Annotated in this window: 16 protein-coding genes; 6 read left to right on the top strand and 10 right to left on the bottom strand. The window is 37.9% G+C overall.

Annotated elements, in window-relative coordinates:
- Positions 1 to 20: 20 nt before the first annotated feature.
- Positions 21 to 1,793: a sodium:solute symporter gene (locus IQ282_RS03945; RefSeq protein ID WP_194850608.1), complete on the top strand. Its 1,773-nt coding sequence runs from the start codon at positions 21 to 23 to the stop codon at positions 1,791 to 1,793.
- Positions 1,786 to 2,319 carry a hypothetical protein gene (locus tag IQ282_RS03940; protein WP_194850607.1) on the top strand — a complete coding sequence of 178 codons (534 nt, stop codon included), beginning with the start codon at positions 1,786 to 1,788 and terminating at the stop codon, positions 2,317 to 2,319. Before IQ282_RS03945 ends, IQ282_RS03940 begins: the two co-directional genes overlap by 8 nt.
- Before the next feature lie 49 nt (positions 2,320 to 2,368).
- On the opposite strand, the gene IQ282_RS03935 is transcribed toward IQ282_RS03940, so the two are convergent.
- The 6 genes from IQ282_RS03935 to IQ282_RS03910 all read right to left on the bottom strand — a co-directional run bounded on the left by IQ282_RS03935 (position 2,369) and on the right by IQ282_RS03910 (position 7,481).
- Entirely contained in the window at positions 2,369 to 2,791 is a 423-nt protein-coding gene (locus tag IQ282_RS03935; RefSeq protein WP_194850606.1) for an OsmC family peroxiredoxin, read from the bottom strand.
- Between the two features lie 321 nt (positions 2,792 to 3,112).
- On the bottom strand, positions 3,113 to 3,958 hold the full coding sequence (locus IQ282_RS03930; protein WP_194850605.1) for a DUF2911 domain-containing protein: 846 nt from the start codon (positions 3,956 to 3,958) through the stop codon (positions 3,113 to 3,115).
- Between the two features lie 18 nt (positions 3,959 to 3,976).
- The gene (locus IQ282_RS03925; RefSeq protein ID WP_194850604.1) at positions 3,977 to 4,360 is read right to left on the bottom strand and encodes a sulfite exporter TauE/SafE family protein; all 384 of its coding nucleotides are present in this window, start codon (positions 4,358 to 4,360) and stop codon (positions 3,977 to 3,979) included.
- Between the two features lie 16 nt (positions 4,361 to 4,376).
- Positions 4,377 to 5,855, bottom strand: a complete 1,479-nt coding sequence (cls, locus tag IQ282_RS03920; RefSeq protein ID WP_194850603.1) for a cardiolipin synthase — start codon at positions 5,853 to 5,855, stop codon at positions 4,377 to 4,379.
- Positions 5,856 to 5,858: 3 nt separating this feature from the next.
- A complete protein-coding gene (locus tag IQ282_RS03915; protein ID WP_194850602.1) occupies positions 5,859 to 6,785 on the bottom strand; it encodes a lytic transglycosylase domain-containing protein in 927 nt (308 codons plus the stop codon).
- Positions 6,786 to 6,830: 45 nt separating this feature from the next.
- A complete protein-coding gene (locus tag IQ282_RS03910; RefSeq protein ID WP_194850601.1) occupies positions 6,831 to 7,481 on the bottom strand; it encodes an alpha/beta fold hydrolase in 651 nt (216 codons plus the stop codon).
- 177 nt (positions 7,482 to 7,658) lie between these two features.
- On the opposite strand from IQ282_RS03910, the gene IQ282_RS03905 reads away from it, so the two are divergent.
- Positions 7,659 to 7,967, top strand: a complete 309-nt coding sequence (locus IQ282_RS03905; RefSeq protein ID WP_194850600.1) for a GNAT family N-acetyltransferase — start codon at positions 7,659 to 7,661, stop codon at positions 7,965 to 7,967.
- Between the two features lie 10 nt (positions 7,968 to 7,977).
- On the opposite strand, the gene kdsB is transcribed toward IQ282_RS03905, so the two are convergent.
- From kdsB to IQ282_RS03885, 4 genes are read right to left on the bottom strand one after another with little or no spacing between them, the layout of a single operon-like run.
- Positions 7,978 to 8,712, bottom strand: coding sequence for a 3-deoxy-manno-octulosonate cytidylyltransferase (gene kdsB / locus IQ282_RS03900; RefSeq protein WP_194850599.1), 735 nt, complete (start codon positions 8,710 to 8,712; stop codon positions 7,978 to 7,980).
- A 1-nt stretch (position 8,713) separates the two neighbouring features.
- Entirely contained in the window at positions 8,714 to 9,163 is a 450-nt protein-coding gene (locus tag IQ282_RS03895) for a hypothetical protein (protein WP_194850598.1), read from the bottom strand.
- Positions 9,160 to 9,765 carry a DUF4126 domain-containing protein gene (locus tag IQ282_RS03890; protein ID WP_194850597.1) on the bottom strand — a complete coding sequence of 202 codons (606 nt, stop codon included), beginning with the start codon at positions 9,763 to 9,765 and terminating at the stop codon, positions 9,160 to 9,162. The genes IQ282_RS03895 and IQ282_RS03890 overlap by 4 nt, the downstream gene beginning before the upstream one ends.
- A gap of 4 nt (positions 9,766 to 9,769) precedes the next feature.
- Entirely contained in the window at positions 9,770 to 11,191 is a 1,422-nt protein-coding gene (locus IQ282_RS03885; RefSeq protein ID WP_194850596.1) for an ATP-dependent DNA helicase, read from the bottom strand.
- 121 nt (positions 11,192 to 11,312) lie between these two features.
- Here IQ282_RS03885 and IQ282_RS03880 point away from each other — a divergent pair, with 121 nt between their 5' ends.
- The 3 genes from IQ282_RS03880 to IQ282_RS03870 are packed head-to-tail and all read left to right on the top strand — an operon-like array spanning position 11,313 to position 13,349.
- Positions 11,313 to 12,065, top strand: a complete 753-nt coding sequence (locus tag IQ282_RS03880) for a hypothetical protein (RefSeq protein WP_194850595.1) — start codon at positions 11,313 to 11,315, stop codon at positions 12,063 to 12,065.
- Complete coding sequence (locus IQ282_RS03875) at positions 12,040 to 12,804, top strand: DUF3822 family protein (protein WP_194850594.1); 765 nt, start codon at positions 12,040 to 12,042, stop codon at positions 12,802 to 12,804. Before IQ282_RS03880 ends, IQ282_RS03875 begins: the two co-directional genes overlap by 26 nt.
- On the top strand, positions 12,795 to 13,349 hold the full coding sequence (locus tag IQ282_RS03870) for an RsmD family RNA methyltransferase (protein WP_194850593.1): 555 nt from the start codon (positions 12,795 to 12,797) through the stop codon (positions 13,347 to 13,349). The genes IQ282_RS03875 and IQ282_RS03870 overlap by 10 nt, the downstream gene beginning before the upstream one ends.
- The last annotated feature ends 353 nt before the right edge of the window (positions 13,350 to 13,702 follow it).

Below are 13,702 nucleotides of genomic sequence, written 5' to 3'. Positions count from 1 at the left end.
CTATATAATAAGCTCGGTTTATGGGAATAGTTGATTGGTTCTCAGGTAGCCTGGGGGAATTATCCATTGTCGACTGGTTTATACTTGCCTCCACGCTTGCATTTATCGTGCTGTATGGGGTTTACAAAACACGTGGAAAACAGACCAGTGAGCAATATATAAAAGGCGGTGATGCGCGATGGTGGACAGTAGGTTTATCTGTCATGGCAACACAAGCTAGTGCCATTACTTTTTTGAGTACGCCTGGTCAAGCCTATACGGACGGGATGGAGTTCGTCCAGTTCTATTTTGGGCTGCCTATAGCGGTCATTATTATCTGTGTCACTTTTATTCCCATCTATCATAAACTTAAGGTTTATACCGCCTACGAATTTCTGGAGCAGCGGTTTGATGTGAAAACAAGGTCACTTGCCTCCATCCTATTCCTTATCCAGCGAGGCCTAGCTGCAGGAATCACGATATATGCGCCGGCGATTATTTTGAGTGCGGTATTGAATTGGGAACTCAAATACCTCAATATTGTTATAGGAATATTAGTTATTATCTACACCGTTTCTGGAGGTACCAAGGCTGTGAATGTGACTCAAAAGCAACAAATGATCGTTATTATGGCGGGTATGATCACCGCTTTTGTACTTATAGTCACTCAATTACCAGATACCGTTTCTTTTGACAATGCGCTGACTATGGCAGGTAATGCCGACAAGATGAAGATTTTAGATTTCAATTTTTCTCTGGACGATCGCTATAATGTATGGACGGCAATTTTTGGCGCCAGTTTTTTAATGCTCAGTTATTTTGGAACAGATCAATCGCAGGTGCAACGCTACTTATCAGGAAAATCAGTAAAGCAAATGCGGATCGGCCTACTCTTTAACGGGTTGCTTAAAGTTCCCATGCAGTTCTTTATATTGATGGTAGGTGTGATGGTTTTTGTATTCTACCAGTTCAATTCCACACCACTTAACTTTAATCCAGCAGCAGAAAAAGCTGTTCTTGAAAGTGACTATTCTGGAGATTATCAGGCTTTACAGTCTAATCATGCTTCCATTCTCGAGGAGAAACAAGAGAAGCAAATCGCCTATGGAAAATTACTAGAGAACGGAGTTTCGGCCGAATCAAATAGACTGAGCAACGAGCTCAAAGTTTTGAGAAGCCAAGAAGAATCAAACAGACAACTCGCAAGAGATCTCATCACAAAAGCAGATCCCACGGCGGAGACCAATGACAAGGATTTTGTATTTATCAATTTTATTTTGCACCACTTGCCTAAAGGTTTGATAGGTCTTCTTCTAGCGGTAATTATCAGTGCCGCTATGTCATCCACCGCCTCAGAATTGAATGCTCTTTCTTCTACCACCACAATTGACATCTATAAGAGGTTTAGCGGTGCTGGGAAAGAAGACGATCACTATGTTATAGCGAGCAAGTGGTTCACTTTAATGTGGGGTATAATCGCCATTGTATTTGCAAGTGTGGTCTCCTTATTTGATAATTTGATCCAGTTGGTGAATATTATCGGTTCCTTGTTTTACGGTACGATTCTCGGGATTTTTCTTACTGCCTTCTATTTGAAAAAAATCAGAGGCCGAGCCATTTTTATTGCAGCATTGATTTCAGAAGTTGTTGTGATCGCTTGCTATTTAATTGACTTGCAGGATAACGGAATCAAAATCCTACCTTTCTTATGGTTGAATCCGCTGGGAGCCTTGTTAACTATGGGGCTTGCTTTATTAATTCAGTCGCCTAAAGATTCTCTTCCCTCTACTCCTAAAACAGTATTAAATGAATAGATATTATTACGGCGATGGCTTGCGCGAATTTGGGCCTTTTACAGTTACAGAAATGATGGACAAAAAGCTACGTCCGGATTTTAAGGTTCGGGAAGCAAATGAGGTGGAGATGAAACCCATTTCAGAACATCCTGAACTGCGATTCATTGTAGGAAATAATAAAACTTTTCCTGCTGAGTCAGAATTTAAGAGGCTTGATGAAAAAGAAGAAGAGAGCGCTCAGGCTCCAAGGTTGGAAAAGGATCGAGAAGCCTGGCGTGACCCCCTTCTATTCGGTGCTGTGGTTTTATTAATGTTTGTACTTATTTTACGTTTCATATTAAACATCATAAAATCGGAATTAGAAATAAATATTTCCAGCAATGTTTATTTGATTTTAAGAATTCTAACAGCATTTACGCCTTTGCTCATCGCCTTAGGAATTCAAAAGAAGATTTATAGGATACCAGGTTTAATTCTTGCAATTGTGTTGGTTATTGCTAACTTGTATGCTGCCTGGAATATTTTCTCAATTTACGCCGCATAAAAAATCCGCTGCAAGTGCTGCAGCGGATTTTCTGATACTATTTAGAAATTCACTTTTTTAAGCTGACTTTCAAATTAATCTTAGCTTTAAAAAGCTTTGAAACAGGACAAACCTCTTTAGCTTTATTAGCGATCTCCTTAAACTTATCTGCAGAGATTTCTGGAACTTCTCCCGTAACCTCTAGATCAACCGTAGTTATCTCACCATCTGCAAAATGCACTTTAGCATCTGTATGTAAATTAGTTGCTGTAAAATCCTCCTCATTTAATAGGAAGCTTAACTGCATTGTATAACATCCTGCGTGAGCTGCACCTAATAATTCTTCAGGATTTGTACCCTTTTGTTCGCCTTCAAATCTAGTTCCAAATGAATAAGGAACATCTACCATTGCCTTACTACCAGTGGTCACATGACCTTTACCTTCTTTTCCGGTTCCTTTCCATTGCGCTTCCGCATTTCTTGTAAATTTCATAACTATAATTATTTAATATAAAAGTAAGCTGCAAAAAGGGGCTTTTCGGTGTCTTTAACTAAGGTTTAATCAAGGTTGAGATACTTTAAATTTAAAGTCACAATTTAAGTCAAATCTAAAATTAGACGTCACTACGTTAATCACAAATGGATGACTTTCATAATAGATAACCAGCGACTTATATCTTTTATAAGCAAACATCGACTCGTATTCATGACGGACAACGATTTAACTAAATACTGTTCGATAAAAAAAACCGCTCTATGTAGAGCGGTTTTAGATTAGTCAGCTTTCGCGAAAGCAGAAATAGTTTAAAAGATATTACATCTTAACTCCCCACTCCTCTAAAGATATTTTGTTGAGTCTTACATAATCTGGATTAGGTGCGGACGTCGCAAGAGCTAATGATTTTTTTGCACTCTCGATTGCCATGTTCTTATCACCCATTTTTGCCTCTATCAAGGATTTCATTCTCCACATCCAGTAAGCATTAGGACTTTTTTCAACGGCGATGTCAATCCATTCTTTTGCTTGATTGATATCTTTACCTGTTTCCATGTAAAAACTCGCGGCACTAAAATAATCCGTTCCCGTTGGACCCGCAATAATCCTGTTAATACTGGCTAGCATTTTCTGATCTGTAGGCACTGTAAATGGCACAGAAACCATTGTCTGGTCCCACATAATGTCAAGAGTAGCTCCATCAACCATAAGATTATTAACCGCAATGGTAAAATTTTCTGTTTTATTAGAAGTTTTAGTAACCGGCGCCATTACCGTGGCAGCTACTTGAGCCTCATCCCAGTCCTCTGGTGTTCCCCAGTTTTCTGTATTATTATAAAATATGACTTCCCACTGACTCTTACCCGGTTTAGTATACAAGGCATAACTACCAGCTTTCAATTTTTGTTCCCCAAAACTTACACTATCAGAAAATGTGACAACAGTATTTGAGTTGGCTCCTGTTCTCCACACTTGATCAAACGGAACTAATTCACCAAAAATCGCACGGTCCCGCGCAGCAGGTCTTGAGTATTCAACATTAACTTCTGTCAAACCTACGGTTTGTGTCAATTTTGCACTAGGACTAGGCTGTACTGGAGTTATTTGTGCCTGCATGCTCATTCCTATGGCACAAAATGCTACTAAAAAAATATTTTTATTCATGATTTTTATTTTAAAATTTTAAGCTTTAGCTCCTGAAAAGAAGATCATTTTAATCGCAACGATTAGCATAATAATCCCAAACACTTTCTTAAGAACTTGTTGATTCAAATTTACTGCAATTTTCGATCCTAAATAACCACCTACTACAAATGCCACCGCAATTACTAACGCATAGCGCCAGTCTAACTCATGACCACTTGTATGATATGTATATGCAGCAATAAAGGTTACAGGAACCGCGAGGACCGCGAGACTCATTCCTTGTGCCTGATACTGATCGTACCCTAAAAACCAGATTGCAAGTGGTACCATTACCACACCGCCACCTACTCCTACACTGCCACTCAAGAATCCTGCTATTAAACCTAATAGCAGTAATAGCAACACAATTTCTACTGTCATTTTACCTTTTTTCATGTTATAATAATGGAGCCCACAATCTACAAAAAGACTCTTTAAACTTATACATTTTTGATCGATTCTGCCATTCTTTCATATCTATGAGCTGGCAATCTTTAATATCCATATCAAACTTATCATTAAGATTTTTTGCGGTATCGCTGTCAAAAATCAATGCGTTGATTTCAAAGTTAATCCCAAAACTACGGTAATCCATGTTACAGGTTCCTATGGTTGCAAAATTGTTATCTACCACCATCGTTTTTGCATGCAACATACCCTTACAATACCAGTGAATTTTGATACCGCTCTCCATAAGTTCCTCAAAATAGGACCTGGAAGCGTATCTCGCTGCCCAACTATCTCCTATTCTGGGCAACATCAACTCTACTTCTATTCCAGATCTGGAGGCACTTTTTAAAGCAATTAGTATAGCTTCATTAGGTATGAAATATGGCGTAGTAATACGCACTCGTTTTTCAGCAGAGTTAATCCCGGCAAAAATGGCTTCCATAATGTTAGCCCAATCTGTATCTGGCCCACTTGCTGCAATCTGGACTGCCTTGTTCTCTTTTTCATCAATCTCTGGAAAGTAGCTGTCATAAATTTCATCATCACTGTCATGACCCTCTCCATCACAAACAAAAAACCAATTCAACAGCCATTGAGATTGCAGACTTTTGACAGCATGACCTTCAATACGCAAATGAGTGTCTCTCCAGTACTCTAGAGGGTCTCTATCTGGTGTGTTGACATAATCATCACTTACATTGACACCTCCTAAATATCCTATGTGACCATCAACAATACAGATTTTACGGTGATCGCGGTAATTTGCTTTTCTAGTGAATCGGGACAGTAGAACTGGCATAAAAGCATGGTGATCAATTCCAGCAGCAGTCATACGGCGCTGAGCTGCAGTGGATAAATCACTTCCCACAGAGTCATAAATCAACTTAACTTTTACACCACGACCTGTAGCTTCCACTAAATGATCGATGAATTCAGTTCCTATTTTATCATCGTTAAAAACAAAGTACTCTAGATGAATATGGTTTGTAGCCTTTTTTAAATCTTGAAAAATTGCTTTAAATGTATTTTCTCCATTGTAGATTACCTCAAGATCATTTTGTAATGTGAGTGGTGATTTCTGATTGTGGCTCAGCAGTTTCACCATTTTCACACGATCTTGTAAAAAGCTATCGCGGTATTGTTCCAGTTGATCGTCTGAAGGAAACAAACGCTTATTCCACTTTTCTATAAGTGCATTAGAATTTAAATCTTTGCGTTTAAATATTTTGGATTTGCGGTATTCCAGACCAAAGAAGTAGTATATCCCCAATCCTATGAAAGGAAAAGCGACGAGGAATAAAAGTGATGATAATGTTTTACGCGGATTCTGATTGTTTCTGATCAGAAAAAACGCTGCACTGAGAGCTACTAAATAATTAATTATTAGTGATGTAAAGAACCAGTGCATTCCTAACCATTCTAGCATATTTTATTTATAATATCCGGCTTTTGGAATGGATATAAAATATGTTTTTCCAGACTTATTGTTCAGCATTGTCTCCCGCAGCCATGGGTTGTGAATTTTAAGCACTTTATATGAGATTTTGTTCGCTTTCGCGAAAGCGACTAAGTCATCAATTTCATAATCAACCTCAACCTGACTAACTGGAACATTTTTATAGAAATGTTCTGGCAGAACATTGAAACCATAAGCCTCAGGTTTTTCTAATATTTCTTTCAAAGCAAGAATTCTAAAAACATATCTAGCAGTCTCGCTATTCAACAATAAATCATAATATTCACCTTCTTCCTGACGTTCCTGCTGGCGGTTGACTCCTCTATTTCCAGCATTATAAGCTGCTGCCGCAAGTGTCCACGTACCGAATTTCTTCTTACTATCCTTCAAATATTTACAAGCTGCGCGGGTAGACATTTCCATATTATAGCGCTCGTCGACATTATCATTAACTTCCATATTCAACTCGCGCGCGGTTGCAGGCATCAATTGCCAGAAACCTTTTGCACCAGCTGGAGAAACAGCATTTGTAAGTGCACTTTCTGCCACCGCTAGGTATTTAAAGTCATCAGGAATTCCTTCTTCTCTCAAAATAGGCTCGATAATAGGGAAATACTTATGTGCTTTCTTAATTAATTTAATGGCATTTGACTGGAAATAAACATTAGATAGCAGTTCATTATCAAATCGCTCTTCAATATCTGGATCTGAAAGCGGAACTTTTTCACCTGCAAAAGAGAGTTCTTCTGGCATGGCAAGAGAATATACATTGTAATCACCTACCAGCGATTCTGGATCAGTAACACTTTCTTTTTGAGATGAGGAGTCAGACATACTCGATGCGCTGATGGCAATGACGGATACGATGGCTATAGAGAAGCCGATTACGATCTTTTTCATCTTTTAATTTTTGTTTAAATATAGAAGATTCAAGCCAAAAGAAATCTATTTCCCATCAATGATTTCAGGTAAATTTTCATTAAACCACCGGAAGCGATTGATGATCATCACATGAGTTCCACCAGGCACGATTATACAATTCTTAATGTATTTAATGGGGAAAATAGGGTCTTTTTCTCCGTGAATGTGAATCACATAATCAAGTGGTTCCTCTTGACTCCAGTTCATTACTGAATCCAGTGCCCAGTCGAGATAAACCCTGTTATTCATATGAATGTATTTCTGATATAGCTCAATTTTTTTAGGCGCAACTCCAACGGCATATTTTGAAATACCTTCAAAATTCTCCATTAATCTAGTGGGCAATAATCGATGCAATTGCGTTTTTCTACAAATGCGCATACGTCTGGGAAATTCTGCAACACACTTTACACTGGAAATGATGATGACCTTTTCTACCGCAATCAATTTAGAGATCTCCTGAACGATGATTCCACCAAACGATACTCCAATCAACACCGGGTTGACATGCTTGATTTGTTCTAGTAATCGCGTGCAGTAATCTGGAAGAGATTCTTTCTTTTCAGGATTGATCCAGTCCATAAGATGGATTTCAAATCGGTCTTTAGGCAATTCAATGTATTCAAAAATCAAGGGCGATGCTGCCATCCCAGGCATTAAATAAACATGCTTCATAAAGAATGGGAATTGCCAGTCAAGGTTTTAACTATATAAAAAAGCGTTAGTGCTTGTAATAAAGTATCTTTGCAAAGTTAAACAAGCAAATTTTACTCTTCTGCTAACCAGCCCATAACTTTGCTTGATTTAAAAATTACCTCTCTCACATTTTAGAACGAGTCAAATAAATTGAATATGGATACGACTATGATCGAAATTACTGATAATGAATTTTTAAGACAGTATCAATGTGAATTCGATGGGGCACTTGCCAAAATCGAATATGCGCAACAGGAACGCAAGATCTTCCTGACTAAATTAATTATTCCAGAAGTTCTAGAAGAAAACCCTACTTTCAAAGATGATTTTTTGAAAGCAGTTTTTGCTGACATTCGAGATAACAAAAAACTAAAAGTAGTTCCTACACATCCTAAAATTGCAGGATTTGTACGCAAGCACCGCAATGAATATAAAGAAATGCTTCCCGTAGGAATTAGTATTTAAAAAACCTCAATCAAGATTCCCACAGTACACGCGCCTTCTCTAAATCAGTAGGCGTATCTATTCCTATGCTGCGATTTGAAGTTTTTACCATGCGTATTTTCTTGCCGTGTTCTAGGTATCTTATGCATTCGATTTTTTCTGCCATTTCTAAAGGTGTGGGTGCGGTTTTATAAAATTCCATCAACGCTTTCTTTCTAAAAGCGTAAATTCCTATATGTTTCTGGAACTCAATATCAACGGATTCATCACGTACAAAGGGAATAGGCGATCTTGAAAAGTAGATCGCGTTACCCAAGTCATCTACAATTACTTTCACATTGTTAGGATCTTGAATTTCAGATTCTTCTGTCAACGGGTGCATCAGCGATGCAAGGTCAACTTTATGATCTTTATCTTCCTCAAACACCTGGATCAACCGCTCAAGATCACCACGATTTGTAAAAGGCTCGTCGCCTTGAACGTTTACTATAATATCATAATCCAGATCTAATACAGCCTCTGCAATTCTATTGCTACCACAATCATGTTCTTTTTGACTCATGATAGCTTTTCCATCATATTGACGTATGATTTGATATATATCCTTGCTATCTGTGGCAACCAGGACCTGATCAAACAATCCCGTTCGAACTGCTGCCTCATACGTACGTACAATTACAGGTGCGCCACCTAGGTCTTGAAGTAATTTTTTGGGAAACCGCTGCGCCTCTAGCCTGGCGGGTATTACGGCAATTTTTTTAAGCATATCAATAATTTAATGGTAAAGAAAAGTATTTTGATCGTTCCTGAACGGGAATATTGTGATCGTGCAGGAAAGAAGCAAACGATTCAAATTGTGGTCTTGTTACAAAATAAAGCTGTCTACATCTGCCGTTTTTCAATTTGACATGAATCCTAGTATGGCTATTCCCTTTTATAATACCACCTTCTATTGATTCAATATCAACACTAGTAGCAAGACTGACAGTTTTAATACTGATGCTAATGAATAGAATATTGAGAGTACCAAAAATCGAAATTAATATGATCCAGATTATCCCTCCTTCTAGGTAGGCTGTTATACCCACATAAATTAATGGCCAAAACATGAGAAAAAACTGCATGATCAACTTCCATTTTACATGATCCTTAAACTCTAAAACGTTATTTTTATTGGAATAGTTCCACGCTGTCGGTTCTCTTTCGAAGAAACTCATGAGTTGTCAGTTGTTATGTGGTTGTTACGCTTTCGCGAAAGCGAATTCCCTTTAAACATTCTGCGATATACTTTACGAATACCAAAAAACGTAAGAATCACAACAATTACTGCAATAATAGGCGCTATAAGCGATAGAATACTCAAGAAAGTTGAAAATAAACCTTCTAAAACACTAATAACAGGATTGCCTATTCCAGCTGTGGTCGCGGTGCTTGCCGCCCTTGCAGCAGTTGTAGTTGTAGCAATAGTTGCAGCTGTACCACCACCGGCAATAATGGCTAATGTCCAGCTAAATATAGGATCAAGATCGCCTACTACTGAAACCATTGCCAGAGTGCCTGCAACTGCTGCTAATGGTATTGAAATAGTATCTAGTAAATTGTCCACATAGGGAATAAGGTACGCAACCAACTCAAATATTGAGGCTGCCGCTAAAACAAGAATAGCCGTTAAACTTGCTGCCCACGCCCAGTCTTCATTAAGAGGAATCCATTCCATATAACCAGCAAGACTGAGTAGCAATAAAGGTATAAAAACACGGAAACCAGCGCTTGCCGCAAGCCCTATTCCTAAACAAATGCTAATAATGATTTCCAGCATAGCGCTATTCTATAAAACTTTCATTTTTGAAACCAATAAGATACAAATTAGTTTTGGCCCGTGTCACAGCCGTGTATAACCATCGTAAGTATTCCTTACTGGGCCCTTCTGGTAAATAAGGTTGTTCCACAATCACATTTTCCCACTGTCCACCTTGTGATTTGTGACAAGTAATCGCATATGAAAACTTCACTTGGAGTGCGTTGAAATATTGATTTGCCTTAATCTCCTTATACTGCTGCCATTTAGGCAATTTAAGATAATCCTTGCGCACCTCTTGATATAACTGATTACTTTGCTCATAGGTTAAAGAAGGTGATTCTGATGAGAGCGTATCTAGCAGCAGCGTGGTTTCAAACGACTTTGCATTGGGATAATCCACCATGCGCACCTTAACATTGGCAAATTTAAATTCATAAATTTCCTTAAAATCAAAAATCTCCAGCACTTCTATAATGTCACCATTAGCAATAAATCCAGCATCACTAGTACTTTCTAGCCAGTGATAATTGTTTTTTACCACCATTAAATAGTCTCCAGTGGCAAGTTCGCTTTCGCGAAAAAGAATACGTGACCTAATTTGTTGGTTGTACAGATTAGCTCGTTTGTTCGATCGTACAATGATCGCAGTTTCCTCATGTCCCTGGTTGTCATAAGCACTCATCACTGTTTCCATTATCTCATGCCCGTCAATTAACCTATGAATATCTGGAAATGGCAATACGTTAAATTTGAAAGCGGGATTATTTTCCTCTATGTGATCCCTTATTTGTGTGGCGTTATATAAAATTCCAGATTCAACGCTCTGTCGTTTGACTTCGTCTAATTCAATATCTGTTACTTCTTTCAAATAGCGCTGTCCTATCAAAGCAGCGTCTAGCGCTGGCGAAACGTCTAGTTTCACTGGCGGGAGCTGCGCTGTATCACCTATTATAATCAATTTGCATTTGTAACCATTATAAACGTATTCAATCAAATCGTCCAACAGTGAACCATTCCCACCAAACATTTTATTATCTGCCGCAACATCTGGAATCATAGAAGCTTCATCAACAATAAATAACGCATTTCTATGCTTATTGACTTTTAAAGAAAATTGAACATTTCCCGAACCTTGACCCTTGGGATAATAAATTTCACGATGTATGGTGGCTGCTTGTTGATTTGAATAGCTGCTTATCACTTTTGCAGCCCTACCCGTAGGCGCTAGAAGTACGGCGCTCTTCTTTATTTTCCAGATGCTTTTAACTAAACTACTGATAATTGTAGTTTTTCCAGTACCCGCATATCCACGTAACATAAATATCCTGTCCCTATCTGGATCCAGAATAAAATCTGAAAGCGACTCTAGCGCCTTCTCCTGCTGGAAAGTGGGTTCAAATGGAAAATCTAGTTTGAGAATTTTGAAGAATTCTGGAGGAGTCATAAATGAGTTGTGGGAATGTAGAGGATAAACTTAGTTCAAAAAAAACACTGCTCATTAGGACGAGTGAAAAAAAATTGTAGATTTGTTTCCTTTGAAATAAAGCTAACAAACAATTCTTCTTATGTTCAATTTGATCTTGTCGGTAGTTATAGGTATCATCGTGCTTGTACTACTTGCGATATTTATCAACAAAATCCCACGTAAACTTCACATCGTTATCATCATTGTATTGCTGGCGCTCATAGGTTTCTTCGGATTCAAACTTTATCAATCCATCGCAGAGCCTGTCAAATTTGAAAAGGTGAAAGAGGAACGGTATCAAAAAGTAGTTGCCCAACTTATTAGATTGCGTGATGCACAAGTGGCTCACAAACTAATTACTGGCAAATACACTAAAGATATTGAAGCTCTTGCAAGGTTTATTGATACCGCACAGTTTGCATTAACCCAAAAACGTGATAGCAGTATCATTGACGTGGAAAAAAACAAACGATACGGTCTGTCAGGAACTGGAGGGTATTACAAAGAAATTACAATGGTGGATACTCTAGGGTTTAAATCGGTTAAAGATTCACTGTTCCAAAATGTGGATGTACGCAACCTATTGAGTTATGATATTCCTGGTGCACCAGGAAAAATCACCCTTGAAACAGGAACTGTTGCAGATGGAGATAATCAACTGCAAGTATTTGTAGCGAAAGCCTCTAAGAAAGAAATCCTTTTTGACCAACCAGAAAGATTGGTTCAAAGAGAATTAGAAATCAAACAAGTGGAAGCCATTGACGGTGCTGAAATTATAGTAGGTAGCTTAGAAGAAGTTTCCACAAGTGGTAACTGGCCTAGACAATATGCAATCTCCCGCACAAAACAATAATCAAAATATAATTAATAGACTGTCCGTCCTGATTCATCAGGATGGACTTTCTTTTTATATCCATACCTCATCTGAGGTTATTAGTGTATTTAATAAATCTTTTAAACACGCTTCTAACCCCATTGAGATCTTAACTGCTGTGAAAGATTGTTTTGAAAAGGAGGAGTCTCTCAAAGCAGACTTTGAATCGGTGAAACTGATTTATCATCATGATATTTTCACTCTAGTTCCTAGTGATATCTATCAAGAAGAAAATGCTGCAGATTATTTAAAATACAACACCAGATTGCTGCAAACCGATACGGTAAGCGTTGACGAAAACCTTCCAGCAATAAATGCGAACCTGGTATATGTTGCTTATTCAAATGTCAATAATTTCTTTTACGACAGGTATGGAGATTATAGTTATTTCCATTATTCAACACTCTGTCTGCCTGTTTTAAATACCAGACCTGATGGAGTTTTTATTGAAGTCATGCCATCGCATTTTTATCTTACTATTTTTAGCGATGGAATTTTAGTTGCCCATAACCTATTCCAGCACGAGCAAGTAGAAGATATTTTATTTTATACCCTATTTGCCGCTGAACAAAACCAACTCGATCCAGAAACGGTTCATTTAACTATAATTCAGCCAGAAATCAATCAACAGCTTTTTAATTTATTATACACCTATGTGCGCCACGTAGCTTATATTGATGACTATCCTAAATACTTACAAACACTCCTATGCGCATAATTTCAGGCATTCATAAAGGCCGCAGGATTCAAGCTCCTAAAAAGCTTCCCATACGCCCTACAACAGATATGGCTAAGGAAGCCCTATTCAACATTCTGCGCAACCTGGTTCATTTACATGGCTTGAAGGTTTTAGAACTTTTTGCAGGAAGCGGAAACATGTCCTATGAATTTGCAAGTCGCGGTGTAGGGTCTGTTCTAGCTGTAGATTCACACATGCCCTGCATTCAGTTTATTGAAAAGACAGCAGAGTTACTAGATCTTCCCATTGAAACCACCAAAGCAGATGTTTTCATGTTTATCCAAAATCACAAGGGCAGTTACGACATCATTTTTGCTGATCCTCCTTACGGTATAGAGCTGGAGGAATTTCTAAAAATTCCTGATGCAGTTTTTGAAAATAACCTTCTCAATACTGATGGGATTTTAATTATCGAGCATTCAAAACACACCGATTTAAGTAGTCATCCTTCCTTTGATAACCAGCGCAAATATGGGGGGACGGTTTTTAGTTTTTTCTTAGGTGAAAGTTCCGAGGAGGAATAATAGTCTGAGCCTAATAGCGAACTTAAATATTATCGAACACAGATTAACGAATATTGAATATTGAATATTGAAATGTAGTTTTTTTTAGTTTCAGTTTAGGTTTAAGTTTTTCAAGATCTGTGTTTTCTCTTGAATTAAAAATTGAACTACACAATTGTTCTCGACTGCGATCCAACTGACGTTGTAGTTTTTCTATTTACAAGCTGTATAGTAGTACCTGAATGAAATCAGCAACTAAAGCTTGCTAAGGAGGCCAATAATTAAGAATCGAGAATGAAAAATGGGTAGCGATTTCCAATAGATAATTGACCATTAAGATTAGTGAAAAAAATCAAGGCGCTGCTACACAACTG

The sequence above is a fragment of the Nonlabens antarcticus genome, from assembly GCF_015356755.1.
Taxonomy (GTDB): Bacteria; Bacteroidota; Bacteroidia; order Flavobacteriales; family Flavobacteriaceae; genus Nonlabens; species Nonlabens antarcticus.
The sequence above is the reverse complement of the archived record's forward strand: the minus strand, read 5'-3'. Positions and strand labels throughout refer to the sequence as shown.